Consider the following 26,788-nt stretch of genomic DNA (forward strand, 5'->3'; position numbering starts at 1 on the left):
GAAGACGGAGAAACCCCATGCCCATGAATGACAGCGTCATCATCACCTGCGCTCTCACCGGGGCCGGTGACACCGTGGCCCGCAGCCCCCACGTCCCCGTCACCCCCGAGCAGATAGCCCGCTCCGCCGTCGAGGCCGCGGAGGCCGGGGCGGCCGTGGTCCACATCCACGTACGCGACCCCGAGACCGGTGCCCCCGCCCGCGATCCGCGGCTGTACCGCGAGGTCGTGGAGCGGGTGAAGGAGACCGGCACCGACGTCGTGATCAACCTCACCGCGGGCATGGGCGGCGACCTGGTCATCGACCCCGAGGAACCGCTCACCCACCTCCCCGGCACCGACCTGGTCAGCGGCCTGGACCGGCTTCCGCACGTCGAGGACCTGCTCCCCGACATCTGCACCCTGGACTGCGGCTCGCTCAACTTCGGCGACGGCAGCAACCTCTACGTCTCCACCCCCGACATGCTGCGCGCCGGCGCGGCGCGCATCCAGGAGCTGGGCGTCCGCCCGGAACTGGAGATCTTCGACACCGGGCAGCTGTGGTTCGCCAAGCAGCTGCTGGCCGAGGGGCTGCTCGACGACCCGACCGTCTTCCAGCTGTGCATGGGCATCCCGTGGGGCGCCCCCGCCGAGCCGGGCGTCCTGGGGGCCATGGTCGACCTGCTGCCCGAGGGCGCGCAGTGGGCCAGCTTCGCCCTGGGCCGCATGCAGATGCCGTGGGTCGCCCAGTCCATCCTGCTCGGCGGCAACGTACGGGTGGGGCTGGAGGACAACCTGTACCTCAGCCGGGGCGTCAAGGCCACCAACGGCCAGCTGGTCGAGCGCGCCGTCCAGATCACCGAGCTGCTGGGCGCCACCGTCGCCACGCCCGACGAGGCCCGGCGGCGCCTGGGCCTCAAGCCGCGCTCGTAACCCCTCCCGGCCTGCCTGCCCCCCTCCTCACCTCCTTAGGACCCCCATGCCCTCACCCCCTTGCGCCCCCGACCGTGTCCGCCGCGTCGCCTGTATCGGCGCGGGCGTCATCGGCGGCGGCTGGGTCGCCCACTTCCTCGCCCGCGGCTACGACGTCACCGCCTGGGACCCGGCACCGGACGCCGAGGTGAAGCTGCGCCGCCTCGTCGACGCCGCCTGGCCCGCCCTGGAGCAGATCGGCCTCGCCGAGGGCGCCTCACCGGACCGCCTCACCCTCGCCCCGACCCTCGAAGAGGCCGTTGCCGAGGCGGACTTCGTCCAGGAGAGCGCTCCCGAGAAGCTGGAGCTGAAGCGGAGCCTGCTGGCCCAGCTGGACGCGGCGGCCCCGGCGGGCGTCGTCATCGCGTCCTCCACCTCCGGCTATCCGATGACCGACATGCAGACCGAGGCCACCGGCCCCGGCCGCCTCCTCGTCGGCCACCCGTTCAACCCGCCGTACCTGATCCCGCTGGTCGAGGTCGTCGGCGGGGAGAAGACCGACCCGGCCGCCGTGGAATGGGCCTCCGCTTTCTACAAGGCGGCCGCCAAGTCCGTCATCACCATGGACCGCGAACTGCCCGGGTTCATCGCCAACCGCCTCCAGGAGGCGCTGTGGCGCGAGGCCCTGCACATGGTCGCGAACGGTGAGGCCACCGTGAAGGACATCGACGACTCCATCACCGAAGGGCCCGGTCTGCGCTGGGCCTTCATGGGCCCGTGCCTGACGTTCGCCCTCGCGGGAGGCGAGGGCGGCATGGGGCATATGCTCGATCACTTCGGACCGTCACTGAAATCGCCATGGACGCGTCTCGAAGCCCCTGAGCTGGACGACTCGTTGCGTACGGCCATGGTCGACGGATGTGACGAGGCGGCGGCCGGGCGGAGTATCGCCCAGCTCGTCGCGGAAAGGGACCAGGGCGTGATCAACGTCCTGCGGGCGACCGGCCGGTTGCCCGAGCAGCGCAACGAGGGAGGCGACAAGTGAGCGACCAGCTCCCCCACTACCACCAGACCGTCCGACCGGAATGGATCGACTACAACGGTCATATGAGCGAGGCGTTCTACGTCCTCGTCTTCGGACACAGCACGGACGAGATGATGGTCGAGACCGGTCTCGACTCCGGGTACCGGGTGAAGACCGGCTGCTCCCTCTACACCGTCGAGACGCACCTACGCTATCTCCACGAAGTCGAGGAAGGCGCCGAGCTGACCATCCGCACCCGGGTGCTGGGCGTGGACGAGAAGAAGGTGCGGTTCTCCCACGAGATGTACGTGGGCGAGCCGGAGGGCGGCGAGCCGGTGGCCACCACCGAACTGCTCGCCCTCCACATCGACCAGAAGGAGGGCCACGCGGCGCCCTTCCCCGAGGAGATCCGCGAGCGGCTCACCTCCCTGGTCGAAAAGGCCCCCACGTGGGCGGGCCGCTCCATCGGCGCGGTGCCGGCGGCCGCCTAGGCGCGGCGCACGCAGAGACGAGGGGGTCACGGGGCCGCACGGCCCGGTGACCCCCTCGACGCGTTCAGGCCGCCAGATCACCACGGAGCGCGCCACGCTCGAAACGACCACGGCATTCCACCGATAGCCGCGAACCGGCGCCAGGGCCAGGACCAGGAGAACGCCGCTTCCTCTCGCATCGCCTGACCGAGGCGTTACGGGATGCCCTCCGGGTCGCGGAGAGCCGAGGCAGGCGCTTGCCCCGACCCGACGACGACGAGGCTTCCGGACGAGCCCGGACCGGCGGGTCGGGCCCGGGTTCCTAGACTTCCGTCGTGATGCCTCCCGCCGCCCTTCCCTCGCCGCTGACCCCGCTCGCCGATCCGGTCGTGGAGCGTGCGGGGCTGGAGCTGCGGCTGAAGCGGGACGACCTCATCCACCCCACCGTCCCCGGCAACAAGTGGCGCAAGCTCACGCCCAATCTGCGGGCCGCCGCCGAGCAGGGGCATACGCGGCTGCTCACCTTCGGCGGGGCGTACTCCAACCACATCCGCGCCGTCGCCGCCGCCGGGGCCGCGCGGGGCATGTCGACGGTGGGGATCATCCGGGGCGACGAGCTGGCCGACGCGCCGCGCAACTGGTCGCTGGCGCTCGCCGAGTCGTACGGCATGCGGCTGTCCTTCCTCGACCGGTCCGGGTACCGGGAGATGCTGCGCTCCCTGGACGACCCGGGGACCCTGCGGGAGCTGGAGGCGCGGTGGGGGCGCTGCTATGTGCTGCCGGAGGGCGGTTCGAACGCGCTCGCCGCGCACGGGGCGGCCGAGCTGGTCGCGGAGATGCCCGGTCTGGGCGCGCGCGACTTCGTGTGCTGCGCGGTCGGCACCGGCGGCACGCTGGCCGGGATCGCCGCCGCCCTGCCGGAGGGGGCGCGGGCGGTGGGGTTCGCCGTGCTGAAGGGGGCGGACGGGTATCTGGAGGGCGAGGTGGCGGCGCTGCACCGGCTCGGGTGGGGGCGGGAGTTCGGCGATTGGCGCATCGAGCACGGGTGGCACGGGGGCGGGTACGGGCGGGTCCCGGCCGAGCTGGATGCGTTCGCGGCGGGGTTCGAGGAGCGGCACGGGGTGCGGGTGGAGCGGCGGTACGTGGCGAAGATGCTGTGGGGGCTGTACGGGCTGGCGGAGGCCGGGGCGCTGCCCCGGGGCGGCCGGGTGACGGCGGTGGTCACCGGGCCGCCGGATCCTGCGGGTGCGGGGTAGGGGGCTTGTCCCCCGCCCCGCCCCTTCCCGAATCCGGGGGCTCCGCCCCCGGCCCCCCACCGGGGCTCCGCCCCGGACCCCGAGGCCGGGGCGAGGCGGGCAGGCGCGGGACCCCGCGGAGAAAACGAGGCCAATGGTCCGCCCGGCGCGCTCGGGGCTGGGGCTCGGCGCGGGGTCATTCCCCGGCCCGTAGCCGGATGACCGACGTCGCCGCGTGGCGGACCGTGCTTTCCTGGCGCACCTCCACCGTCAGGTCCGGCGCGATCGGCTGGTAGGCGATCCACGCGCCGACCGTGTCGAGCGCCGTGGGCGGGTCCGGGGAGGGGGATTCCACCGGTGGCAGGTCCCGCAGGGCCGGGGCGAGCTGGGCCCGGACCGCCGGGGAGAGGGGGCCGGAGACGACGGGGGTGTCATCGCCCGGCAGGACGAGGGCCAGGGCGCGGGGGCGGAATCGGGGGCCGACGACGCCGACGACCACGGCGTCCCGGGTTTCCGAGTGCCGCAGCTTCCGCCAGTGCCGTCCGGGCCGGTACGGCTGGTCGGGGCTCTTGATGACCAGCCCCTCGACGCCGATGGCCGGGAACGCCTCGTACCAGGTGGCGGCCAGCTCCGGGTCCATCGTCATCGGGACGGCCTGCAGGGGCGGGCCGTACGGTTCGAGGAGCGCGACGAGGCGGGCGCGGCGTTCGGCGTACGGCCGCGGCCGCAGGTCGTCCGGGCCGCTCGCGAGGAGGTCGAACGCGGCGTAGGACGCGGGGAGTTCGCGGGCGAGCCGCGCGGCGCGGGCCTCGGACGCGGCGGTGGCGCGCTTCTGGACGGCGGCGAAGTCGGTGTGGCGCCCGACCCACACCACCACCTCCCCGTCGAGCACGGTGCCCACCGGGAGCCGCAGGGCGGCGGCCGCAAGGTCGGGGAAGGCGCGGGTGACGATGCGGCCGGAGCGGGTCTGCATCCGCACCTCGTCCGCCAGCCGGAAGATCAGCAGCCGGTGGCCGTCGAACTTCGGCTCGTAGGCCAGCTGCCGCCCCGGCACGGCGACCGGCAGGGTCGGAACGGGCCGGGCCAGCGCCACCGGCACGGGTGGCAGCAGGGCGGTCATGACGTGGCGGGCAACGGGTGGGCCCGTGCCGGGTCGAGGAGCGGGGCGAGCAGATCGCCGTGGCGGTCGAGGCGGGCGGGGACGTCGTCGATCCGGAAGACCAGCCGCCCGGGGTCGTCGCACGCCTCCACCTCGTCCCAGGTCACGGGCGTGGAGACGGTCGGCTCCGGGCGGGCGCGGGGCGTGTACGGGGCGGCGGTGGTCTTGGCGGCGGCGTTCTGGCTGAAGTCGACGAACACCTTGCCGGGCCGCAGGGAGCGCGTCATCTTCTGGATGGCCAGCCCCGGCAGCGCGGCGGAGGCCTCCGCCGCGAGCCGCCGGGCGTAGTGGGTGACCTGCCGGGACGGCGCCGGTTCCAGCGGGGTCAGCAGATGCAGCCCCTTGGAGCCGCTGGTCTTGGCGTACGCGGCCAGCCCGTCCGCGGCCAGCCGCTCCCGCAGCCATACGGCGACGGCGCAGCAGTCCACGATCGTGGCGGGCGGGCCGGGGTCGAGGTCGAACACCAGCCGGTTGGCGATGCCCGTTCCCTCGTCGATCCGCCACATGGGTACGTGGAACTCGACCACCAGGTTCGCCGCCCACATCAGCGAGGCCAGGTCCTGCACCAGCACCTGGCGCGCGGTCTCCCCCTCATGGCGGCTGACCTCGGCGGTCGTCACCCACGAGGGGGTGCCGGGGGGCGGGTTCTTGGTGAAGAACGTCTGCCCGTCCGGGCCGTCCGGATAGCGCAGGAACGCGAGGGGGCGCCCCCGCAGATGGCCGAGCATCGGGTCCGCGGCGGACGCCAGATAGTGCAGCAGCTCGCCCTTGGTGGTGCCGGTGGCCGGATGGATGACCTTGTCGAGGTTCCTGAGCGCGATCCGTCGCCCCTCCACCTCCGTGATCGGGGACATACGATAAGAATCTCACGAAAGGGATCAAGCATGCGATCTATCTGGAATGGGAACATTTCGTTCGGCCTGGTGAGCATCCCGATCAAGATGTATCCGGCGACCGAGGACCACTCGGTGTCCTTCCGGCAGATCCACACCGCCGACGGCGGCCGCATCCGCTATCGCAAGGTCTGCGAGCTGGAGGACAAGCAGGTCGATTCGGAGGAGATCGGCAAGGCGTACGAGGATGCCGACGGTGCCCTGATCCCGATCACCGACGAGGACCTGGCCGCCCTTCCGCTGCCGACCACCCGCGCCCTGGAGATCGAGGCGTTCGTGAACGCCTCGGACATCGATCCGCTGCAGATGGGCGACGCCTACTACCTCGGCGCCAACGGCACCGCCGCCGCCAAGCCGTACGCCCTGCTCCGCGAGGCCCTCAAGCGCAGTGAGAAGGTCGCCATCGCCAAGTACGCCCACCGCGGGCGGGAACGGCTCGGCATGCTGCGCGTCGTCGGCGACGCCATCGCCATGCACCGGCTGCTGTGGCCGGACGAGGTGCGCGAGCCCGCGGGTGTGGCGCCCAAGGAGAAGGTCACGGTGAAACCGGCCGAGCTGGATCTCGCCGACACCCTGATGGCCACGCTCGGCGAGGTGAACCTGAGCGAACTGCACGACGAGTACCACGAGGCCCTGGAGTCCCTGGTGGCGGCGAAGGTCTCCGGCGCCACCCCCACCGCCGAACCGGGCCAGCGCCCGACCGGCGCCCAGGTCGTGGACCTGATGGCCGCGCTGAAGGACAGCGTCCGCAGCGCGAAGGAGGCCCGCGGCGAATCGGCCGAGGAGGCGGAGGCGGCCGAGGCAGCCGAATCGGCCGAGGAGAAGGCGACGGTCACCGAACTGACCGGCCGCAAGAAGGCCCCCGCCAAGAAGAAGGAGCCCGGGAAGAAGACGGCCGCGAAGAAGGCCGCGGCCAAGAAGACCGCGGCGAAGAAGCAGACGCCGAAAAAGGCGGCGGCCAAGAAGCAGCCCGGCAAGCGCGGCGCCTGACGCGGGGTGCGGGGTCACGCCCGCCCCACCCGGCCACCCGCCGGTGGCGGGTGGCCGGGTGGGGCGGGCACCCACAGCGCACCCCCGGCGCACCGGCCTATCCGCCGAAGGCACCCCGGTGGTCCGCGACCCACTCCGCGAACGTCCGAGGCGGGCGGCCCGTGATGCGCTCGACCTCCGGGGAGATCGCCTGCGGCCGGTCCACGCAGCCCGCGGAGAACCGCAGCAGCGCATCCGCGATCTCCGGTGTCACGAACCCGCCGATCATCTTCTCGCGCGCCACCTCGTGCGGAATCTCCTCGTACCGCAGGGGCCGCCCGATGGCCTCGCCGATGACGCGCACCTGGTCGGCGAAGGTCAGCGACTCCGGGCCGGTCAGCTCGGGCGTCCGGCCGACCAGGTCGTCGGTGAGGAGCGCGCGGGCGGCGACGGCACCCATGTCGGCCTCGTGGATGGGCGCCACGTGCGCTCCGGCGTACGCGCCGTACACCACGTCCCCGGCCTTGATCTGGTCCGCCCACTGGAAGGCGTTCACGGCGAAGGCACCCGGCCGGACATGGGTCCATTCCAGCCCGGTGCGCTCGACCTGGGCCTCCAGCTCGCGGTGCATGGCACCGATCGGGTTGTCCTTCGGGTCGGCCTCCTCGAGGACGGAGGACGAGGAGAGCGTCACGATGCGCCGCACCCCGCTCTCCTTGGCCCGCTCCAGCAGTTTCTCGACGCCCAGCTGCCACGCCACCGCGCCGTGGAGGAAGAGCCCGGTGGCTCCCTCCAGCGGCAGGTCCTCGGTCCGTGCCCCGCTGACCCCGTCGGGGAAGCGGGTGGCCTCGGGGTCACGGGTGAGCGCGCGGACCTCCGCGCCCGCGGCGGCCAGTTCCTCCACCACATGCGCGCCGACGTTTCCGGTGGCTCCGGTTACCACGATCATGACGTGCCTCCCTGGCTGTCCTCAAGCATTCCCGAAGCCAGGTTCATCCAATCGGATGAAGTTGTCAAACACATAGATGGAGCTAGTCTGGTCCGATCGAGCACGGAATCGAGCACGGAGCAGTGGCACGAGGAGTTGAAGGACATGGAGGGGACGCCGAAGAGGCCCCGCCGCGCCCCCGCGCCCGAGGAGCGCAAGCTGTGCCCGGAGCGCTCCCGGCGGCTGCTGCTGGAGGCCGCGCGGGACGAGTTCGCGCAGAAGGGGTTCGCGGGCGCCCGGGTGCAGGACATCGCGGACCGGGCGGGCGTCAACAAGCAGCTGATCGCGTACCACTTCGGCGGCAAGGAGGGGCTGTACCGGGAGCTGGGCCGTGAGTGGCTGAAGCGTGAGGAGACCTTCAACGACCCCTCGATCCCCCTCGACGAGCTGGTCGAGCGCTACCTCCGGGAGGCCTTCGCCGACCCCCGGGCGACCCGGTTCAACGCCTGGTGCGGCCTGGACGACGCCGTGCCGGAGGAAGGCCCGGAAGACCTCTCCGACCTGCGGCGCCGCCAGGCCGCCGGCGAGATCGCGGAGGACATCGACCCCGCCATGGCGATGCTGCTGTGCGTCAGCCTGGTCGCGGCGCCGATCGCGCTGCCGCACGCCGTGCGGCGGTACTTCGACGCCGATCCGGAGTCACCGGAGTTCCGCGAGCACTACGCGGAGCAGCTGCGCCGGATCATCCGCCACCTGGCGATCTGAAAGCGACGCGGCTACTCCGTCACCCCGTCGATCTGGAACGTCTGCACGGACTGCGCGGCGAACGGAACGCTCAGCCGCTTGCCGTCCAGCACCGTGTCCCGGCGCGCGGTGTACAGGTCGCCGCCGCCCGCCGTCTGTGTCGACCAGCGCGGCACGAGGCCGCCCGTACCGCCGGTGACCTGGCCGAACCGGGACAGGTCGAAGGTCATGGTCTGCGCGGCGCCGGGGTTGACGGCGACGAGCACGAGGCGGCGTGCGGCCGGGTCGTACGCCGCCACCGCGTGGTCCGAGCCGGTGGCCAGGACCCGCATGCCGGGGCGGATGTGCCGGGTGAACTGGGCCAGGACGTAGTACTTGGTCTGCACGGCACCCGGCTGCGCGGTGTTCGGGTCGTAGTGGATGAGCGCCCAGCCCGCGCTGGGGTCCATGACCTGCCAGTAGCACCAGGCGGTCGGGTGCAGCCGGCGGAAGTCCAGGCAGAGGTTGGTGGCGAGGGTGAGGCCCGTGCCGTCCTTGTCGCCGGTCTCGGAGTTCCACAGCTTCTTGCCCGCGGCGCGCACGTCCGCGTACAGCAGGTCGCGGCGGCCGCCCGAGCCCTGGTAGCCGTGCACGTTGACCTGGTCGACGAGGGCGCGGGTCGCGGTGTCGAAGGAGCTCCAGGTGGTGCGGGCCAGGTCGTAGCTGGTCTCGTCCGAGGCCGAGATGCGGGCCCCGGTCAGGCCGCGGCTGTCCAGCTCGGTGCGGAGGTGGCCGAGGACGGTGCGCTGCACCGCCGCGTCGATGTGGCAGCCCTCCTGCGTGCCGTCCGCCTTCCACCACGCGGAGGACGGTTCGTTGAACGGCTCGACGGTGGCGAAGCGGACGCCCCAGTGGTCCTGGGCGTAGCGGGCGGTGGTGGCGAGGTAGACGGCGAACTGCCGGTAGTTCCAGGACTGGAGGTTGTTGCCGCCGTCCGCCGCGCCGGAGGGGTTGTGGTTGAGACACATCCACCACATGGGTGAGTTGGAGAACAGCTCGGTGACGGCGCCGCGCTGCACGGCCTTGGTGAGCGCCGCGCGCTGGACCGCGTCGGAGGCCCAGCGCCAGGCGGAGGAGGCGGGGTCCTCGCTGGACCAGTCGTGCCAGTAGCCCTCGATCTGCTTGAACCGGGGGATGTTGGGCGAGACGGCCATGGACTGGCCGCCCACGCTGGTCCAGGCGCAGCCGCCGAGGTTGTAGCGGGCGATGTTCAGCCCGAGTCCGGGGAGGGTGGTACCGGCGTACGTGGTGTTCCTGGTGGTGAAGAAGAGGTCGGCGAAGTCGTCCCGCTGTCCGAAGAGGTTGGCCCACCAGGCGAGCGAGGTGCCCCAGCCCTCCCAGCCACCGTGGTCGGTGCCCGGGTCGATGGTGACGGCCTCGTCGGCGTGGGCCGTGCCGGTGGTGAGTGCGGTGCCGAGCAGGGTTGCGCTTGCCGCGGTGAGGAGCGTTCTTCGTCGCACCATGTGTCCCTTCTGCCGCTTGGGGCCCCGTGGTGTGAAGGGTCGGGCGCGGAGAGGGAGTTGTCGAGAGGCATGACAGCGCTTTCTGCCGTCGCGGGCCGGTCGCGGGGCGAGGGGGTGTGGGTGTCCCGCCCGTCCGGCGACCGGCCGCTCCCCGGCGGCGCCACGGATGCGATGCCGCCGAAGGTGACCGACTGCGTGGTGTCCGGGTTGGTGCCGGTGATGGTCACCACGGTGCCACCGCCGGTCGACCCCTGGTTCGGAGAGATGGGCATGGCGTTTACTCCCTGCCGCAGACTGAACGGGCCCGGAGGTCCGAAGGCGGCTCAGAGGACGGAACGGGAAGGGACGGAGAGATGGGCCGGGCGGGTCGGACCCGCTCGCGCTCGCAGGAGAATGCGATGTGCGCCGACCGGGTCGTTGGGGACGCCCGCCCGGCCCCCTCGCGCGGCACGCCCGGCGCCCGGGACCGGCGAGGATGCGGGGCCAGCTCGCCGGGAACACCGACGGAGGCCATACCGCACATTTTCAGTAATCCATCGAAAGAGTTCCGTCCACAAGAAGTGTGACGTGGCATCACTCGAATGGCGGGGCGTGCGACCGCCGGGGGTTCCTCACGGCCCTCGCGCCGGGCCCGTGGTGACCGCGCGGGAGCGCGTGCGGCGGGGACTTTCGCCGTCCACTCATCCTTTCCCGTGACCCATCGGACGAAGGGGTCACTTCCGCACCCGGCGGGCGTATCCTCTTGCCACATGGGGGCGGACATGAACATTCCCGTCAATGAGTCCTCCGCCGGGGGGCGTTGGCGGGTTCGGATCCGCGGCATGACCGGCGAGATCCTGGGCGCGGGGATCCTTCTGGGCGGCGACACCGTGCTGACGTGCGCCCATGTCATCCCGGACGACGGGCGGCCGGTGCCCGCCTCACAGGTCCTGGTCGACCTGGTGCAGGTGCCCGACGCCGCCACCGTGACCGCGCGGGTCGCCCCGGGCTGCTGGGTGCCCCGGCGCTCCGACGGATGCGGTGACATCGCGCTGCTCACGCTGGACCGCCCGCAGCCCGCCGAGCACGCCGCGCCCCTGTACCGGCTGTCGCCGGAGCCGCTGGGGCAGGTCCGGAACCTGGGCTTCCCCCGACACAACGACGACGGCACCTGGTTCTACGCGAAGATCGCGGGCGCCGTCGGCCCGCGCGCGGAGTGGCTGGAGCTGATCCCGGACTCCCCCGGGGACGTGGTGCGGCGCGGATGCAGCGGCGCCGGGGTGGAGGACCTGAAGACCGGCCATGTCATCGGAATGATCGTCAACCGCTACGACGACGCCCCCGACATCCCCGCCGACGAGCGCCGGCTGCGGTCGAACATGATCCACATCGAGACGATCCTGCGTCACCTCCCGCTGCTGCGCGACGCCGTGGGCGGCGACCGGGTCGTCGACGCGCGGCTCGTCTCCCGGCTCACCTCCGGCGAACGGGAGGTGCTGGACATCCCGTTCGCGCAGCGGCTCGCCCTGTGGCTGCGCCGCGAGTCCCTGGCCGGGCGGCGCGCGGGCGTCGCGGACGTGGAGACCGTCGTCATCGCGCACGACGACAGCGGCCGCTACGAGGCGCTCAGCCGCGCCGTGACCCTCGCCGACCGCGAGCTGTCCGGGGGCGGCGACGACGAGGCGGTGTCCGCCGCGCCGCACGGCACCGTACCGCCGCTGGGCAGCGTGGACCTGGCCATCGACGTCACCGGCCGCACCGAGACCGAGGTGGCCCTCCGGGTGGCCGACCGGATGGACGTGCGCTCACCCGGCGACACCTCCCCGCTCGGCCGGATCCGGGCCAACGCCGTACCGCTGACCATCGTGGCCGTGGGACTCGACCGGGCGAGCGACCCTGAGGCGCTGATCGGCTTCATGAAGCTCCTCGCCGACCTGGGCGCCCGGCTGATGCTGGTCTTCCGCGATCCGCACGCGCCCGGACTGCGGCTGGCCGAGGAGCTGTTCCGCCCCGAGCCGGAGCGGATCGACGCCTGGCTGGACGAGCTGGCCGCCCTGGTCGCGGAGGCCACCGGGCTGGAGCGGGAGGCCACCGGGGCCGGGGCGCGCGCGTTATCCGATCCGGCAAAGGCCCCGGCGCTGCGCATCAACCTGACCCGGCTGCGCGGCGACCCCGAGCTGCGCACCCATCACATCGTCGCCAAGCTGGCCGCGTTCGAGCACGCCGTACGGGCGGTACGGGAGCGGGCCGAGGCGGCGCTGCGCACGGCCGACGCCCGGCGCGAGGAGGTCAAGGAGCTGAAGGGGCTGCTCAACGCGTACGCGGCGCTGCTCGGGGCGAAGGCCGCTTCGGAGCGCCGGGAGCTGTTCCCGCTCCAGCGCGCCGCCCACCGCGAGCTGACCGCGGTGCCCTGCGACGTGGCGGCCGCGCGGCGCGCCGTCGACCGCTTCGTCCAGGCCGTGCACAGGCCGCCGCACCCGCGGCCGGAGGGGGAGGCGCCATGACGACGGCCGGTGCGGTGTGTGCCCGCGCGGACTGCCCCGGCGGGGGCCGCGGCCGGGTCAACGACCGCGGCTTCTGCGCCGAGTGCGGCCGCAGACCCCGGCCCGCCGCGCCCACCGCCCCCGAGACAGCCGGCACCGGGCCCCGAACGGGGAGCGGAAGCCTGCGGTCCGGGCCGACCACGGCCACCGACCGCGCCCGCCGCCGCGACGCGGCGCGGAAGTTCACCCTGGGGCCCGCCGGGGACGATCTGCTGGACCTGCCGCGCGTCGAACTGCCCTCCCTCACCGACCTCGTGCTCGACGATCCGCGTCCCCCCTCCCGCGGCCAGATCTGCGGCCGCCCGGGCTGCGAGGAGACCGTGGGCGCGCCGTACAACGGGGAGCCCGCGCTGTCGGCGGGCTTCTGCCCCCGCTGCCGCCACCCGTTCGACTTCACCCCGCGGCTGCGCCCGGGGGATCTGCTGGGCGACCAGTACCGGGTGATCGGCTGTGTCGCGTACGGCGGGCTCGGCTGGGTCTATCTCGCCGAGGACACCCAGTTGGAGCGGCAGCCCGTCGCCATCAAGGGCCTGATCAACAACGAGGACGAGGCGGCGCTGCGGGCGGCGGTCGAGGAGCGCCGCTATCTGACGATGCTCGACCACCCCGGCATCGTCCGCATCATCAACTACGTCACCCAGCCCGAGCCCGGCAGCGACCGGCTCACCGGCTACATCGTGATGGAGTTCGTCGGCGGCATGACGCTCGCCCAGATACGGGACCGCATCGCGGACGCGACGCCGCCGTACGACGGGCCCCGGCTGTACGAGCACATCCTGGCGTACGGCTGTCTCATGCTGCGCGCGATCGGCTATCTGCACGGCGAGCGGCTGCTGTACTGCGACCTCAAGCCGAGCAACGTGATGCACTACGAGAGCCGCGTGAAGGTGATCGACCTGGGCGCGGTCCGCCGGCTCGGGCAGCGGGGCGGCGATCCGCCCGTGATCACCAAGAAGTTCGCCTCCCCCGAGTCGCTGCGGGGCGGCCTCCTCACCGAGCGCCACGACCTGTACGGCGTCGGCGCGACCCTGCGGTCGCTGTCCGAGGAGGCGCGGCTGCCCGCCCAGGCGCCGCCGGGGCTGGGCGCCGAGTCGTACCGGCGGGTGCTGGCCCGCGCCACCGCACACGATCCGCGGCGGCGGTTCGGGTCGGCGGGCGAGATGTCCGAGCAGCTGTGGGGCGTGCTCCGGGAGATCCACGCGCTGCGGCTGCGGGAGGAGCAGCCCGAGCCGTCCACGCTGTTCGCCCCGACCGCCGCGCTGCTGGACGCGGGGCTCGGCCGGATCCCGGGGCTCGAGCACTGGCTGGACGGCGATCCGGGCCGGGCCCTCGCCCACGGGCTGCCGTCTCCGGAGCGGGTGCCGCCGGGGCTGCCGGTGCCCTTCCCGGACGCGGCGGACCCGGGCGCCGCCCTGCTCAACACCCCGACCGACAGCAGTCCGCGGCGGCTGATCGAGCAGCTGGGCGCGTTCCCGTACCCCTCGGCCGAGATCCGCTTCCGCATCTGCCGCGCCTATCTGGACCTGGGGCTGCGGGACCGGGCGGAGGCCGAGCTGACGGCCGCCGAGGAGATCATCGGCGGCGCCCCGTACGACTGGCGGCCCGCCTGGCACCGCGCCCTGCTGCGGCTCGCGGGCGGCGCGGTGACCGAGGCACGGGGCGCGTTCGACGAGGTGTACAGCGCGCTGCCCGGTGAGTACGCGCCCAAGCTGGCGCTGGGCCACTGCGCCGAGCACCTGGGCGACCACGAGGCCGCCAAGCGGTTCTACGAGGCGGTGTGGGAGCGCAACCACTCCCAGGGCAGCGCCGCCTTCGGGCTGGCCCGGCTGCGGCTCGCCGCCGGGGACCGGGGCGGGGCGGTCACCGTCCTCGACGGGGTGCCGAAGGTCTCGCGCCACTACGACGCCGCCCGGATCGCGGCCGTCCGGGTGCTCGCCGGCCGGCTCGGCCCCCCGCCGGGCGGGCAGCCCACCGGTGAGGATCTGGTGGAGGTGCTGACCCGGCTGCCGCGGCTGTATCTGGACGACGGGCGCGCCCAGGGGCAGGCGCGGGACCGGCTCACCGCGGAGGTGCTGGAGGCCGCGCTCGGCTGGACGCTGCGTCCGGCGGCCCCGGGCGGGCCGGCCGGCCCCGGGCTGCTGTTCGGCGAGGGCGACGACGAGCTGTCGGTGCGGTCGCGGCTCGAAGCGGTGCTGCGCGATCTCGCCCGGCAGGCCGACACCCCGGAGGCCCTGGGGGTGCTGGTGGACCGCGCCAACGCCATCCGGCCCATGACCGGCGTCTGACAGGGGGAGCACATGAGCCAGGACCAGGACGGGCTGTACGGGGACGATCACGAGGGCGAGGTCGAGGGCGAGGGCCCCGCCATCAGCTTGCGCGTGCACCAGAACAAGTACCTCCCGGCCGCCGGGGGCCGCGCCGAGATGCACGCCGTCATCAGCGTCGAGGCGAAGGGGCTGGGCCCGGCCGCGGCCCGTACCGCCGCCTCCGAGGTCATCGTCATCGACTGCTCCGGATCGATGGGCTGGCCCCCCACGAAGATCGCGGCGGCCCGCCGGGCGACCGCGACCGCCGTCGGCGTGCTCCGCGACGGCACCCACTTCGCGATCATCGAGGGCACCGAACAGGCCCAGGTCGTCTACCCGTATCCGGGAGGCATGGCCGTCGCGGGCCCCGACACCAGGGCCGCCGCCGCCCGCGTCGCGGCCCGGCTGCCCGCCATCGGCGGTACGGCCATCGGCGCCTGGCTGGACCTGGCCCGGCGGCTCCACCTCAGCGGCCCCGCCGCGATCCGGCACACCCTGCTGCTCACCGACGGCCGCAACGAACACGACCCGGCCGGATACCTGGACAAGGTGCTGGACGCCTGCGCCCCGCACTTCACCTGCGACGCGCGCGGCATCGGCGACGGCTGGGACGCCACCGAGCTGAAGGAGATCGTGCGCAGACTGCACGGCCGCGCCGACGCCGTGCTCGACGACTCCGCGCTGGCCGCCGAGTTCGCGGACATGGCCCGCGCCTCCATGGCCAAGGCGCTGGCCGGGGTGCGGATCCGGGTCCGTACCCGGGCGGGCGGCCGGATCGGCTTCGTCAAGCAGGTGCATCCCACCCGGGTCGACCTCACCGGCGAGGGCACCCGGCCCGACGCGCGCACCTGGGAATGCGGCACCGGCGCCTGGGGCGACGAGTCCCGCGAGTTCCATCTGTGTGTCCTCGCCGACCCCGAGGGCGATCCGGTGGGCGAGGACGTCGAACTGGCCACCGTCGACCTCCTGCTGGACGGCGATACGGAGCCCCCGCCGCCCGCCGCGCAGTCCGTGCTCGTCCAGTGGACCGACGACCTGCTGCTGTCCTCCCGCGTCGACCCCCGTCTCGCGCACTACGGCGCCGATTCCGACCTCGGCCTCGCCATCACCGCGGGCTGCGACGCGTACGAGGCGGGCGACCGCGAGGAGGCCCGGCGGCAGTGGGGGCAGGCCGTCCGGCTCGCGCACGGACTGGGCAGCGCCAAGATGCTGGAGCGGCTGCGCGGGCTGGTCCACATCGTCGACGCCGCCACCGGCGAGGTGCGGATCCGGGAGCCCATCCGGCCACTGGACCTCAACTCGGCGATGATCGTCACCGAGGAGAGCGTCCGCTTCACCGGCGCCGCCCTCACCCCGGCCCCCACCGGCCCGGACGTGATCTGCCCCAACCCGTCCTGCCGCCGCACCGCGCCCGCCACCGCCGCGTACTGCCAGAAGTGCCGGACCCCGCTGCGCCCGGAGGAGGCGTCATGAGCGGCACCCGGGCCTTCCTCGTGCGGCGGCTGACCGCGCTGCTCGCCGTCACGGGGGTGGCGGTGACCACGCTGTTCGCCGCGTACTACGGCGTCAGCCGCAACTGCGCGGCGGTCAGCGACCGGTCGACCCCCGCGATCCTGCAGGTGGCCGCCGCGATCGACGCCCTCCACGCCTCCAACGACAAGGCCAGGCGGAGCCTCACCGGCCCCACCACCGACGTCGAGGGACTCGGCGAGGACTACCGCAACGAACTGTCCACGGCCAACCAGAGCCTCGCCCAGGCCGTCAAGAGCACCACGGGGGGCGAGGAGGCCCGTCAGTCGCTGCTCACCATCACCGGGCTGGTCTCCTCGTACAGCGACATCGTCGAGCAGGCATATGTGAACCGCGGCAACGACGCTCTGCGCGACGCCTATCTGAGCTACGCCACCGCCATGCTCACCCGGCACGACGACGGCATCCTGGCCCGGCTGGGCACCGTGCAGAAGGGGCAGCAGAAGGTGCTGCGGACGCAGACCTCGTTCGGCGGGCTGCTGACGTTCGCCTGGTGGGTGCTGGTGCCCGCGCTGTTCCTCACCCTCGCGGCGCTGCTGGTCCTCACCCAGCGATATCTGCGGCACCGTTTCCGCCGGCTGGTCAACCCCTGGCTGATCGCGGCGACCGCGCTGCTGGTCGCGGTGGTGCCGCTGGCCGGCTTCGCGTACCAGACCCAGGAGCGGCTGGCCTCGGCGGGCCGCACCCTGCACCGGACGGACATCGGCTCCAGCGGCGGCGCGACCGCCGAGGAGGTGGCGGCGACCATGCGGGGCACCCACTGGCGGGCCGGGGCCGGGGGCTGGATCCCCCTGGGCGGCGCGGCCCTCGCCGCGCTGATCCTCATCGGGCTCCAGCCGCGCATCAACGAGTACAGGTTCCAGCCGCGATGAGCGCCCGGACGAGCCCCCGCGGCAGCTCCTGGAACGTGAGCGCGGCGATCCTCGGGCTGTGGCTGGTGGTGCTGACCGCGGTCGGTGTGGGCGACACCGGCGGACAGCGGTCGCACGGCAGCGTCAGCGTGCTGGCCACCTGGACCGGACACGAGGGCACGGCCTTCCGCCAACTGCTCCGGTCGTTCACCGCCGAGACCCGCATCCGGGTCGACTACCAGGGCACCACCGCGCTGCGCGAGGTGCTGTCCTCGGACGTGAAGGCGGGCACCCCGCCCGATATCGCCGTTCTGCCCACCCCGGGCGAACTGGCCACCTACTCCGGCGCCCTGGTGCCCCTGCAGAAGCTGCTTCCCGCGAAAACCCTCGCGGCCTACGACGGCCCGCTGTGGAAGCCCGCGCCGCGCGGGGACGGAGCGGTCTACGGGATCGCGGTCAAGGCCGATCTGAAGAGCATCGTCTGGTACGACCGGGACCGCCACGACCCGAGCGAACTGCCCGCCCTCGCCGCCCGGGACGGCCAGTGGTGCGCCGGAATGGGCGGCGACGCGACCTCCGGCTGGCCGGGCACCGACTGGGTCGAGGACATCCTGCTCCAGCAGCAGGGCAAGGCCGTCTACCAGGCGTGGGCGACCGGCCGCCTGGACTGGACGGACCCCCGCGTCAAGCAGGCGTGGCGGACCTGGGGCTCCCTGTTCGGGAAGGGCGCGGCGCGCACCGCGCTGCTCACCGACTTCCGGGCCGCGGGCCGGAAGCTGTTCGCCCCGCGGCCCCCGTGCGCGCTGGAGCACCAGGGCTCGTTCATCCGCGGCGACTACCCGAAGAAGCACCGCGCCCGCGCCGCCTTCGACTTCTCTCGCGGGCTGATCCCCGGCGCCGACCGGCGCACCGCCGCCCGGGAGGTGTCCGCGGACTTCGCGGTGATGTTCCGCAAGACCCCGCAGTCGGAAAAGCTCCTGGCGTACCTCACCCGGGCGGATCACCAGACGGCCTGGGTGGGGAAGACCCCGCGCGACAGGACCCCGCCGTTCTTCGCGAACAGCGAGGTCCCCCTCCGCGTGTGGACCGACGGCGTGGCCCGGCGGATCGCCCGCACGCTCAGGGACTCCGGCTCCCTGTGCCTGGACGCGTCCGACGCCATGCCGACCCGGATGCGGCTGGCCTTCCAGCGCGCCGCGCTCGCCTACCTCAGCGATGTCGGCAAGGGCCCGGACGCGCTGCTGACCAGCCTGGAGAAGGTCCGCACCGATCTGCGCCGGGAGCGCGGACAGCCCTGGCTGCCGACCGTCTGCGGATGACGCGCCCGCGCTACGGGGCCATCTCCTCCGGGCAGGGCGTGCCGCGCGGCAGCTGGTACTTGCCCGCTATCCGGTACGTGCCGGGGCGCGGGGCGTGCAGCACGGTCCACTCGTCCTCCGGCTGCCCCGCCTCGGCGTCCTCGACCTCCTTGGTCAGACAGCCCTGGCGGTTGACCGGCGGCTCATCGCGCCGGTCGGCCTTCGGCGCGTGGACGCTGCGCCCCTCGGAGTCGACCAGGCCCAGCCACGGCGAGTACGGGATGCGGATCAGGACCGGTCCGCGCTCCCGCACCTTCAGCACCAGCTGGTCGGCGTCCGCCCGCTCCACGGTGGCCGGCGGGTCGGCGAGCTGCGTCGGGTCCTTGACCTCGTACAGCTTCCAGTTGGCGTCCGACCACACCTGCCGCAGATACGGCAGCTTGCTGTCCAGCAGCAGCCGGGACTCCTTCTCGGCGCCCTGGTCCGGGTTGTCGGCGGGCAGTACCACGAAGTGCACCGCCCAGCGCTTGAGCCAGTCGTGATAGGTCGTGGGGGTGAGGGTGTTGTCGCCGTAGAAGATCGGGTTGCGGTCCAGGTCCCGCTGCCGGTTCCAGCCGCGCGCCAGGTTGACGTACGGGGCGAGCGCGGAGGACTCGCGGTGGCTGCGCACCGGCACCACCTCGACCCGGCCCCGGCCGGCGTCCACCCGCTTCAGCCGGTCGACCAGCGGCGCCAGCTCCCGCGCCCAGGCCGCCGAGGGGGTGGTGTGGATGACGTCGTCGCCGGTCTTGACCAGCTGCCACACCGTGATCGTCGCGAGCGCCAGCACCAGCGCGGTCCACCGCTGTCCGGGCCGCGTGGTGCGCCACTCGGCGCGGGCGGGCCGGATGCGGCGCTCGCTCAGCGCGGCGATCACCACCACCCCGCCGAAGATCATGCCCAGCCGGGAGATGTTGGTACCGATCTGGGAGGGGATCAGCCAGGTGAGCACCACACCGAGCGAGTACAGCGCCGCGCCGACCCGCACCGTGCGCCAGTCGGCCGGGGACAGCAGCCAGGCAGCGAGTCCGGCGATGAGCGGCAGCACCGCCGAGCCGAACGACATCGGCTGCTCACCGGAGAACGGGAACAGCCACGCGGACAGCGCGACCACCAGCGTCGGGGTGACGCCGAGCGCGTACGCGGCCGGGCGCCGCTTGGTCAGCCACAGCGCGGCCGCCACCATCCCCACGAACAGGCCCGCCACCGGGCTGGCCATGGTCGACACCCCGGACAGCAGGGCGGCCAGCAGGAACCGGCCGGTCCGGTGATGCCAGTGCCGGGACCGCCACCGCACCGGCCACGCGAAGATCACCGCCACCGCGGCGAGCCCGAACATCGCGCCGAGCCCGAAGGTCACCCGGCCCGAGATCGCGTTGCAGACCAGCGCGAACGCGCCGTACAGGGTGGGCCACATCGGCCGCGCCACCGAGCGGCTGCGGACCAGCAGCAGGGCGAGCAGCCCCGCGGACAGCGTCCCGGCGATCACCATGGTCGACCGCACGCCGAGGACCGCCATCAGATACGGCGAGATGACGCTGTACGACACCGGGTGCATGCCGCCGTACCAGGCCAGGTTGTACGCCGAGTCGGGGTGCTGGAGCGCGAACTCCGCCCAGGCGTCCTGCGCGGCCAGATCGCCGCCGCTGTTGGCGAGCAGCGCCACCCACAGCAGGTGCAGCACCGCGGCCGCGGCCAGCGCGGCGGGCACCGGGCGGCGCAGGGCGTACCAGGCGCGCCGGAACAAACCCGTCCGACCGGCCGCCTCACCTCCGCGCTCCGCCTGCGCCGCATGATCGTCCGGTGCGGTGGGCGAGCGCTGCGCGGGCAGGCGTATTCGCGCCGCGGTGCTCTCCTCCGAGTTCCCGTTCTTATCGGCCCGTGTCGGATCCACGGTGGTCACTGCGGCTCTCCCCGTCTCCCCCGAGGTCTGCCCCTGTTCATCTGTTCAACCCCGCACCGGTCCCCCACCGTTCGCCTCGGTCGGGGCGAGTCAGGGTCGTGGGCATCATCCGACGCTAGCACGCGAGGCGGTTCGTCAGCGGCTACGGACACCGGCGCGGCTCCCGCGCCGGTGCCCTTGGTCCAGGTCAGGCAATGCGGGTCAGCTTCGCCCCGAAGGACGGCTCGGACAAGTCGTTTTGCAGCGCCACCGGCGCCTTGACCTGACCGGGCCCGCTGCCCACGGTCACCTGGCCGACGACGGTGCCCGCCTTCGCCGAGTGCGGAATGGTTTTGCCACCGTCACCGATCTCGATGTCGACGTTCAGCCCCGCCCAGCCGACCGCCTTCAGGTCCTTGGTGGCGACGACCGGGGTCGTCCCGCCGAGGCCGTCGTCCACCTGGCCGACGACATCGCCCTTCTTGATGACGGTCGCCGAGGTCAGGGCGTCCTGCACGGTGCTGATCAGCTTGTAGCTCTCCGTCTGCGCCAGCTGGAGGCTGGCGTCCAGCGTGGTGGGCGCGCGCTGCTCGAGCACGACGCCGAGGATCCGCTGCTTCTTGCCGTCGATCGTCCGCACCGCGCCCCACATCAGCGCGCCGCCGGCCGGGGTGGACGAACCGGTCTTGATGCCGATCACGCCCGGCTTCACCAGCAGATTGTTGTTGTTGTAGATCTTGCCGTCGAGGCCGGGGATCTCGGTGTTGGGCGTCGCCACGACCTCGCGGAACGCGTCGGACTCCATCGCCGCCTTCGCCAGCTTGAGCTGGTCGGCCGCGGTGGACTTGGTGGACTCCTTGAGCCCACTGGGGTCCGTGTAGGTGGTGTTCTTCATGCCCAGGCTCTTGGCCGCGTCGTTCATCTTCTTGGTGAACGCGTCCAGCGACCCCGCGTCCCAGCGGGCCAGCAGCCGGGCGATGTTGTTGCTGGAGTTGATCAGCAGCAGCTGGAGCAGCTGGTGCTGGGTGAAGCTCTGCCCCTTCTTCACCGACGCCCGCGACTCGTCGGCGGACTCCGACTCCTTGGCGGCCGTCGCGTCGATCTCGATGCGCGGGCCCTCCGCACCGGCCTTCAGCGGGTGCCCCTTGAGCACCACGTACGCCGTCATCACCTTGGTGACACTGGCGATCGGCACCGGCTTCTGCGCCCCCGACGTACCCAGGCTGCCCACGCCCTGGACCTCGGCCGCGGACTGGCCCTCGCCCGGCCACGGCATGGCCAGCTTGTCGCCCTTGAACGCGTACGACGCCTCGGCCGTCAGCTTCAGCTCCGGGTCCGGCAGCGGCCGCACCGCCTGCGCGATCCCCAGCAGCACGACGAGCAGCAGCACCAACGGCGTCCAGATCTTGACCCGCCGCACCGCCGTCCGGACCGGAGTCTCGGGTTTCGGCGGCTTGTTCGTCAGCTGCGCCAGCAGATCGAGCGGCGCGGGCTGCTTCCCGTCCGGCGTCTGCGGCGGCAGCGGCTGCTGCTTGGTGCGCTCGGCCTCCGGCAGTTCGCCCGGCTTCGCCGGTGCTTTCGCCTGTGCCTTCGACTCTGCTTTCGCCTCGGTCTTCGGCTCGGTCTTCGGCTCGGTCTTCGGCTTCGCCTTCGCGGGAGCGGGATCGTCGGCGGAGCGCAGCGGTACGAACTTGCTGGTGCGCTCGTTCTCGCCCTCGGACCGCTTCTTGGCACCCTTGGCGTCGTCCTTGGCGTCGTCGCCGGGGAGCGCCCTGATGGCGGTGGTCGGCTGGTCGACGCCCTTCTTCTTCTCCGGGAGCACGCCGAACGCGGCGGTGGGCCGGTCGATGGGCTTGTCGTCCACCTTGGGCGCGCGGAAGACGGCGGTCTTCTGGTCGACGGACCGACCGGCCGACGGCTTGTCGTCGCCGTCGTCGGACGCGGCCTTCGTGTCGCCCTCGTCCCCGTCGTCATCGGCCCCGGCCCATGCCGGACGCCGCCCACCGGAAGCGCGCTTGTCGTCGGCCTTGGCGTCGGCCTTGGCGTCCTTGGCGTCGGCGTCCTTGGCGTCCTCATCGCCCGCGTCGCCGGATCCCGCCTTCGCCGGACGGGACGAGCCCGGATCGTCGGCGTCGCCGTCATCATCGGCGCCCGACGTCGCCTCAGCCGTCCCCTCGGCGCCGGAGTCGGCGTTTTCGGCGACGGGGGAGGTCACGTCCTTCGAACGGAACACCGCGGTCTGCCGGTCGACCAGCGACTCCGAAGCGGCGTCGCCGGAGGCGGTCTCCCCGTCTCCCTCGGCCTCGGCCTCGTCGGCCTTGACGCCCGGCGCGTCCGAGTCGCCCTTCACGACGGACGCCGAATCATCGCCGGCGTCCGACGCGCCCGCGTCGCCCCCGGCGTCGTCACCGTCGGCGCCCGACGGCACGTCCGTCGTACGGAGCGACGTCGTCCGCTGGTCGACCGGGGCGTCCGACGGCTTGCCGTCGGACGTACGGCCGGAGTCGACGTCATCGCCCTCGGCCCGCGCGTCCGCGTCGGGTTCCCCGGCCTCACCGGATCCACCGGACTCCGCTTCGACCGATGCACCGCCTTCGCTTTCGCGAACACCAGGCGTATCGCCGTCGCCCACAGCTTCCGGACACTCCGATTCCGGTTCCGCGGGAGCCGACTCGGACACGTCCTCGGCGACGGCGATCGCCGAACGCCCGCCGTCGGCCTCCTCTTCACGGGAGGCCGTGAGCCGCGGATCGCGTGCCCCCCTGGCCGTCTCCCCCGACGACTTCCGCTGATCCGACTTGCCGGGGGACTCGCCCGCCACCGATGCCTCCTCGATACGTCACACGGGGCGCCGGGCGCCTCCTGACGCCGCGTCCCGCATTACAACCATCAACCAGTGTCCTGTGTGTCCGGCGCGCAGCCGCGCAACGCCACCGCCGGAGAGCGCCTCAAGGTGATCACTCACCTGCTAGACGAGAAAGACATACCTACCGGTTCCCACCCAAATCCCTCAGGCACTCTCGACAGACCAATGTGGCAGGGGTCACCCTGTCATTCATCCACGCGGGGAGGCATGGATGGGCAGGAGCCGCAGAACAATTCCGGAGGAGCTTCTGCTGCTCGCCCTGGACCCGACCACGGGTACCACGGCGCAGCCGCAGTCGCTCGACCTCGGTCTGGCCGGGGCACAGCTAGTAGAGCTGGCCTTGGCCGGACGGATAGCCCCTGACGGGGATCGTATCGCCGTGGTGCTGCCACGGCCGACCGGAGATCCAACTCTGGACTCCGCACTGGAACTGCTGCGTCGTCGCGGCAGCCCGGTCCGGGCCGTCCACTGGATCGGCGGGCCCCGGCTGGGGCTGCGCCAGACGTATCTCACGCACCTGGAGCGGTGCGGCATGGTGCATGCCGTGGCGGGCCAGATGTGCGGGGTACTGCCGACGACTCGCTACCAGGCGACGGAGACGGCGATCAGCCGGGAGATCAGGTCCCGGCTGGACAGTGCGATCCGCACCGGCGTACCGCCGGACCCGCGGACCGCGGCGCTCGCCGCCCTGGCCCACGCGGTCGGACTCGGCAAGCACCTGTATCCCGGGAACGAGGGGCGCTCCTCGCGCTCCAGGCTCCGGGATCTGATCAGGCACGACCCGATGGGCGGTCTGGTGGCGCACGCCGTGATGGACGTGCAGAACGGTGTCGCGGCGCAGCCACGGCGCGCACCGGCCCCGGGCCGACAGCCGGCAGCACGCGCCGCGGAGCCCGCGGCCGGGGTTCCGGCTCAGCCGTCCCGCCGCGGGAGCATGGCCCGCGTCGGAGCGCGCTGACCCCTTGACCGGAGGCCCCCAGGGCGCCCCGGGACGCCGCGCAGCGCCGCGAGCGCCCCACCGCACCCCGAGGAGCCCCCGGAGCACCACAGCGCACGACAGGGCACCACAGCGCACCACAGGGCACGTATCCAGGGCACCACAGGGCACCACCCGGGCTCACGAGAGCCCGCAGAACCGATACAGCACCACCGAGCACCAGTCCGCTCCACCGACCGCACCGCAGTCCCCACCGACCCGGTCCGGGAGCCGCTCAAGCGCGGGGTGGTGGGACGGCCGTTCCGGACGACCGGCCGTCCCACCGCCCCGCGCGCGCGTTCGATCGCCCTTAGTGCGGTCTTTGTCGGGCCATTTCCCAGCGCGGCCGGGTCCGGTAGTGGCAGGCTGCTGAACAGGATGTATCAGCAGTACGAAGCCGGAGGTGCACGTCCCGTGACATCGAACGTCGGCCCCACTGTCCGGCGACGCCGGTTGGGCCAGGAACTGCGCAGGCTCCGCCAGGAGAAGGGCATGACGGCGGAGGAGGTGGCGGAGGAGTTGATGGTCTCCCAGTCGAAGATCAGCAGACTGGAGAACGGCCGTCGCAGCATCAGTCAGCGCGATGTGCGCGACCTCTGCCGGACCTACAAGGTCGAGGACAAGGCCCTGGTCGATTCCCTGATGCAAATGGCGAAGGAGTCACGCCAGCAGGGCTGGTGGAACGCCTTCGGCGACGTCCCGTACAGCGTCTACATCGGGTTCGAGACGGACGCGGCGTCGCTGCGGGTCTACGAACCCCAGGTGATGCCGGGGCTGTTGCAGACCCCAAAGTACGCGGAGGCGGTGATCAGCGGGGCGCTGCCGGAGGTCGCCCCGGACCAGATCGCCCAGCGGGTGCAGGTGCGGCTTCGGCGGCAGGAGCGGATCACCGATCCGCTGGCCCCGCTGCGGCTGTGGGCCGTGGTGGACGAGGCGGCGATGCGGCGCGTGGTCGGCAGCCACAAGATCATGAGCGATCAGCTGGAGTATCTGGTCCGCATGAGCCGCGAGCCGCATGTGACGGTGCAGGCGCTGCCGTTCGGCATGGGCTCGCATCCGGGCATGAGCGGGCAGTTCACCATCCTGGAGTTCTCCGACGAGTCGGATACGAGCGTCGTCTATCTGGAGGGCGTGACAAGCGACCTCTATCTGGAGAAGCTCACCGATGTGCAGAGCTACAGCATGATGTATGAGCATCTGCGGGCCCAGGCGCTGAATGTGGACCAGAGCCGCCAGTTCATCACCGAGGTGGCGCAGGACCACGCGCGTCGGCACGGGGAGGGCTGACGACGCCGGTCGGGAGCGAGCGCGGAGCGTACACCTCCGCACTCCACCGCGGAAGGGGCCGGTGGAATATGCCACCCGGTCGAGTGAATGGCCACCTTTCCTGACGATGTTGACGAGTAACGTCGGCCTCGCCTCCAAACGGGGGTGCATCTCGTCAACAAAACGCATCGGAGCAATTGTGTCCATTCAGCAGGGAAAGACGAGTACCTGGGTGAAATCCTCGTACTCCGCAGGAAACGGCGCTTGCGTAGAGGTCGCCTCCCCGGTCGTCGACGAGATCGCCGTGCGCGACTCCAAGGACCCGCACGGACCGACGCTCAGCTTCGCCCCCGCCTCCTGGTCGGCCTTCGTCGCCGACGTTCACGGCGGCGCCTTCGACCTCGGCTGATCCTGCTGTTCGACCGGCCGCGGCAGCGCGGTCCGGCCCCGCAGAACCGCAGGTTCGCAGTAACACGCCACCGGGCCCTCTCGACCGGCCGCCGTCCCTGCCGAGAGGGCTCGCCGCATGCCTTCCCCCGCTTTATCGCCCGCCGTCATCGAAGTTCCGCGACGTACCGGTCCGTCCCGGGAATCGTCGGAATGAACGGCGCGACGAATTCCACCCGGCCCAGACCGGACCGTTCCACATCGGCGTCGAGACCCGTCAGGAATTCCTCCCAGCACATCCGTGGATCGCACTGCAGGAACCACAGCAGCGTCAGCCTGGTGTCGACGCCCTCCACCTGCTTGACGTACGCCATCCGGTCCGACGGCAGCGGGGTGGGGCGGAAGACGGTCACCAGCGCGGCGGGCGAGCCGGCCAGGCGGCGGGGCAGATGGCGGGCCGTGAGCCAGTCGAGCAGCTCCCCGCGCCGCTCGGGGCTCTCGCTCTCGATGACCTCCAGGACCAGTCCGGCGTAGGGGTGGTCGAGGGCGTGGTGGTCGCGCGGCCCGGCCGCCCCGTCCCGGTAGACGGTCGCCTCCCGGTCGTGGAAGGCCGTCAGGACGTGGGTGCGCTCCTGGAACACCCGGCCGTCCCGGTTCAGCCGCTTGTTGATGCCGACCGTCCACCGCATGTGCTCCGCGTAGCGGTCCTCGGTGAGCCAGTAGACGGTGAGGTAGCAGCCCGCGGTGACCGGCTGGGCGACCGCCGACTTCGCCGGGTAGCGCAGCCGCTGGAGGTCGCGGGTGGCGACCCAGCGGCGCCCGGCGTAGATCCACGGCATGGCCATCGCGCCCGCGATGAAGTGGTCGTCCTCGTACCAGCGGTTGTACGCGTACTCATGGCCCGGATGCGGCTCGACCATGGTGATCAGGGCGTGCCCCGGGCGCACCCCGTAGGGGCCGACGGAGGCCAGTTCCCCGTACCGCGCGGCGAATGTGTCCTCCGGCTCGCCGTGTGTGCCCTCGCTCGCGTCGCTCGTCATGCCCAACAGGT

At 72.5% G+C, this 26,788-nt stretch carries 21 protein-coding genes and 1 pseudogene; 14 read left to right on the forward strand and 8 right to left on the reverse strand.

The window, feature by feature from the left end; genetic code table 11:
• Nucleotides 1–23 precede the first annotated feature (23 nt).
• From ASC60_RS35400 to ASC60_RS35415, 4 genes are all read left to right on the forward strand, one after another.
• A complete protein-coding gene (locus ASC60_RS35400; protein ID WP_199831142.1) occupies nt 24–911 on the forward strand; it encodes a 3-keto-5-aminohexanoate cleavage protein in 888 nt (295 codons plus the stop codon).
• A 46-nt stretch (nt 912–957) separates the two neighbouring features.
• Nucleotides 958–1,935 (forward strand): 3-hydroxyacyl-CoA dehydrogenase NAD-binding domain-containing protein, encoded by a 978-nt coding sequence (locus tag ASC60_RS35405; RefSeq protein WP_055557816.1) that lies wholly within the window; start codon nt 958–960, stop codon nt 1,933–1,935.
• Entirely contained in the window at nt 1,932–2,405 is a 474-nt protein-coding gene (locus tag ASC60_RS35410; RefSeq protein ID WP_055557817.1) for a thioesterase family protein, read from the forward strand. The genes ASC60_RS35405 and ASC60_RS35410 overlap by 4 nt, the downstream gene beginning before the upstream one ends.
• A gap of 317 nt (nt 2,406–2,722) precedes the next feature.
• The gene (locus ASC60_RS35415) at nt 2,723–3,640 is read left to right on the forward strand and encodes a 1-aminocyclopropane-1-carboxylate deaminase/D-cysteine desulfhydrase (protein ID WP_055557844.1); all 918 of its coding nucleotides are present in this window, start codon (nt 2,723–2,725) and stop codon (nt 3,638–3,640) included.
• A gap of 175 nt (nt 3,641–3,815) precedes the next feature.
• On the opposite strand, the gene ASC60_RS35420 is transcribed toward ASC60_RS35415, so the two are convergent.
• Entirely contained in the window at nt 3,816–4,739 is a 924-nt protein-coding gene (locus ASC60_RS35420; protein ID WP_055557818.1) for an ATP-dependent DNA ligase, read from the reverse strand.
• Entirely contained in the window at nt 4,736–5,632 is an 897-nt protein-coding gene (gene ligD / locus ASC60_RS35425) for a non-homologous end-joining DNA ligase (protein WP_055557819.1), read from the reverse strand. The genes ASC60_RS35420 and ligD overlap by 4 nt, the downstream gene beginning before the upstream one ends.
• Nucleotides 5,633–5,662: 30 nt before the next feature.
• On the opposite strand from ligD, the gene ASC60_RS35430 reads away from it, so the two are divergent.
• Nucleotides 5,663–6,661, forward strand: coding sequence for a Ku protein (locus ASC60_RS35430; protein WP_055557820.1), 999 nt, complete (start codon nt 5,663–5,665; stop codon nt 6,659–6,661).
• A gap of 97 nt (nt 6,662–6,758) precedes the next feature.
• Here ASC60_RS35430 and ASC60_RS35435 read toward each other — a convergent pair whose 3' ends face one another.
• Nucleotides 6,759–7,589 (reverse strand): NAD(P)H-binding protein, encoded by an 831-nt coding sequence (locus ASC60_RS35435; protein ID WP_055557821.1) that lies wholly within the window; start codon nt 7,587–7,589, stop codon nt 6,759–6,761.
• Between the two features lie 144 nt (nt 7,590–7,733).
• Here ASC60_RS35435 and ASC60_RS35440 point away from each other — a divergent pair, with 144 nt between their 5' ends.
• Nucleotides 7,734–8,333, forward strand: a complete 600-nt coding sequence (locus ASC60_RS35440; RefSeq protein WP_055557822.1) for a TetR/AcrR family transcriptional regulator — start codon at nt 7,734–7,736, stop codon at nt 8,331–8,333.
• An 11-nt stretch (nt 8,334–8,344) separates the two neighbouring features.
• Here the strand turns inward: ASC60_RS35440 and ASC60_RS35445 are convergent, their stop codons facing one another.
• Both ASC60_RS35445 and ASC60_RS44270 read right to left on the reverse strand, forming a co-directional pair.
• Nucleotides 8,345–9,814: a glycoside hydrolase gene (locus ASC60_RS35445; RefSeq protein WP_055557823.1), complete on the reverse strand. Its 1,470-nt coding sequence runs from the start codon at nt 9,812–9,814 to the stop codon at nt 8,345–8,347.
• A gap of 212 nt (nt 9,815–10,026) precedes the next feature.
• Nucleotides 10,027–10,086 (reverse strand): annotated as a pseudogene (locus ASC60_RS44270) (hypothetical protein); the annotation flags it as partial.
• 489 nt (nt 10,087–10,575) lie between these two features.
• On the opposite strand from ASC60_RS44270, the gene ASC60_RS35450 reads away from it, so the two are divergent.
• The 5 genes from ASC60_RS35450 to ASC60_RS35465 are packed head-to-tail and all read left to right on the forward strand — an operon-like array spanning nt 10,576 to nt 18,342.
• Nucleotides 10,576–12,297 (forward strand): trypsin-like peptidase domain-containing protein, encoded by a 1,722-nt coding sequence (locus ASC60_RS35450; RefSeq protein ID WP_370593003.1) that lies wholly within the window; start codon nt 10,576–10,578, stop codon nt 12,295–12,297.
• Nucleotides 12,294–14,621 (forward strand): serine/threonine-protein kinase, encoded by a 2,328-nt coding sequence (locus tag ASC60_RS35455; protein ID WP_055557825.1) that lies wholly within the window; start codon nt 12,294–12,296, stop codon nt 14,619–14,621. The genes ASC60_RS35450 and ASC60_RS35455 overlap by 4 nt, the downstream gene beginning before the upstream one ends.
• A 12-nt stretch (nt 14,622–14,633) precedes the next feature.
• Nucleotides 14,634–16,115 (forward strand): vWA domain-containing protein, encoded by a 1,482-nt coding sequence (locus ASC60_RS35460; protein WP_234357271.1) that lies wholly within the window; start codon nt 14,634–14,636, stop codon nt 16,113–16,115.
• Complete coding sequence (locus tag ASC60_RS43515; protein ID WP_063787272.1) at nt 16,112–17,044, forward strand: hypothetical protein; 933 nt, start codon at nt 16,112–16,114, stop codon at nt 17,042–17,044. The genes ASC60_RS35460 and ASC60_RS43515 overlap by 4 nt, the downstream gene beginning before the upstream one ends.
• Entirely contained in the window at nt 17,041–18,342 is a 1,302-nt protein-coding gene (locus ASC60_RS35465; protein ID WP_063787273.1) for an ABC transporter substrate-binding protein, read from the forward strand. The genes ASC60_RS43515 and ASC60_RS35465 overlap by 4 nt, the downstream gene beginning before the upstream one ends.
• 10 nt (nt 18,343–18,352) lie before the next feature.
• On the opposite strand, the gene ASC60_RS35470 is transcribed toward ASC60_RS35465, so the two are convergent.
• Together ASC60_RS35470 and ASC60_RS35475 are read right to left on the reverse strand one after the other, a co-directional pair.
• The gene (locus ASC60_RS35470) at nt 18,353–20,263 is read right to left on the reverse strand and encodes an MFS transporter (RefSeq protein ID WP_055557827.1); all 1,911 of its coding nucleotides are present in this window, start codon (nt 20,261–20,263) and stop codon (nt 18,353–18,355) included.
• 187 nt (nt 20,264–20,450) lie between these two features.
• Nucleotides 20,451–23,063: a D-alanyl-D-alanine carboxypeptidase family protein gene (locus ASC60_RS35475; protein WP_055557828.1), complete on the reverse strand. Its 2,613-nt coding sequence runs from the start codon at nt 23,061–23,063 to the stop codon at nt 20,451–20,453.
• A gap of 256 nt (nt 23,064–23,319) precedes the next feature.
• Between ASC60_RS35475 and ASC60_RS35480 the strand changes: the two genes are divergently transcribed.
• From ASC60_RS35480 to ASC60_RS35490, 3 genes are all read left to right on the forward strand, one after another.
• A complete protein-coding gene (locus ASC60_RS35480; RefSeq protein ID WP_055557829.1) occupies nt 23,320–24,066 on the forward strand; it encodes a GPP34 family phosphoprotein in 747 nt (248 codons plus the stop codon).
• Nucleotides 24,067–24,498: 432 nt separating this feature from the next.
• Nucleotides 24,499–25,371, forward strand: a complete 873-nt coding sequence (locus ASC60_RS35485; RefSeq protein WP_055557830.1) for a helix-turn-helix transcriptional regulator — start codon at nt 24,499–24,501, stop codon at nt 25,369–25,371.
• A 178-nt stretch (nt 25,372–25,549) separates the two neighbouring features.
• Nucleotides 25,550–25,759, forward strand: a complete 210-nt coding sequence (locus ASC60_RS35490; RefSeq protein WP_055557831.1) for a DUF397 domain-containing protein — start codon at nt 25,550–25,552, stop codon at nt 25,757–25,759.
• A 145-nt stretch (nt 25,760–25,904) separates the two neighbouring features.
• On the opposite strand, the gene ASC60_RS35495 is transcribed toward ASC60_RS35490, so the two are convergent.
• Nucleotides 25,905–26,777, reverse strand: a complete 873-nt coding sequence (locus ASC60_RS35495; protein WP_055557832.1) for a hypothetical protein — start codon at nt 26,775–26,777, stop codon at nt 25,905–25,907.
• Nucleotides 26,778–26,788: the final 11 nt, after the last annotated feature.

Origin of the sequence: Streptomyces sp. NBRC 110028, from assembly GCF_001417735.1 — a bacterium.
Lineage (GTDB): Bacteria > Actinomycetota > Actinomycetes > Streptomycetales > Streptomycetaceae > Streptomyces.

Coding starts and splice junctions, on each gene's coding strand:
- ASC60_RS35440 (WP_055557822.1), top strand. CDS start 7,734: ATGGAGGGGACGCCGAAGAGGCCCCGCCGCGCCCCCGCGCCCGAGGAG.
- ASC60_RS35465 (WP_063787273.1), top strand. CDS start 17,041: ATGAGCGCCCGGACGAGCCCCCGCGGCAGCTCCTGGAACGTGAGCGCG.
- ASC60_RS35495 (WP_055557832.1), bottom strand. CDS start 26,777: ATGACGAGCGACGCGAGCGAGGGCACACACGGCGAGCCGGAGGACACA.
- ASC60_RS35455 (WP_055557825.1), top strand. CDS start 12,294: ATGACGACGGCCGGTGCGGTGTGTGCCCGCGCGGACTGCCCCGGCGGG.
- ASC60_RS35415 (WP_055557844.1), top strand. CDS start 2,723: ATGCCTCCCGCCGCCCTTCCCTCGCCGCTGACCCCGCTCGCCGATCCG.
- ASC60_RS43515 (WP_063787272.1), top strand. CDS start 16,112: ATGAGCGGCACCCGGGCCTTCCTCGTGCGGCGGCTGACCGCGCTGCTC.
- ASC60_RS35435 (WP_055557821.1), bottom strand. CDS start 7,589: ATGATCGTGGTAACCGGAGCCACCGGAAACGTCGGCGCGCATGTGGTG.
- ASC60_RS35405 (WP_055557816.1), top strand. CDS start 958: ATGCCCTCACCCCCTTGCGCCCCCGACCGTGTCCGCCGCGTCGCCTGT.
- ASC60_RS35480 (WP_055557829.1), top strand. CDS start 23,320: ATGGGCAGGAGCCGCAGAACAATTCCGGAGGAGCTTCTGCTGCTCGCC.
- ASC60_RS35450 (WP_370593003.1), top strand. CDS start 10,576: ATGAACATTCCCGTCAATGAGTCCTCCGCCGGGGGGCGTTGGCGGGTT.
- ASC60_RS35460 (WP_234357271.1), top strand. CDS start 14,634: ATGAGCCAGGACCAGGACGGGCTGTACGGGGACGATCACGAGGGCGAG.
- ASC60_RS35400 (WP_199831142.1), top strand. CDS start 24: ATGAATGACAGCGTCATCATCACCTGCGCTCTCACCGGGGCCGGTGAC.
- ASC60_RS35445 (WP_055557823.1), bottom strand. CDS start 9,814: ATGGTGCGACGAAGAACGCTCCTCACCGCGGCAAGCGCAACCCTGCTC.
- ASC60_RS35430 (WP_055557820.1), top strand. CDS start 5,663: ATGCGATCTATCTGGAATGGGAACATTTCGTTCGGCCTGGTGAGCATC.
- ligD (WP_055557819.1), bottom strand. CDS start 5,632: ATGTCCCCGATCACGGAGGTGGAGGGGCGACGGATCGCGCTCAGGAAC.
- ASC60_RS35420 (WP_055557818.1), bottom strand. CDS start 4,739: ATGACCGCCCTGCTGCCACCCGTGCCGGTGGCGCTGGCCCGGCCCGTT.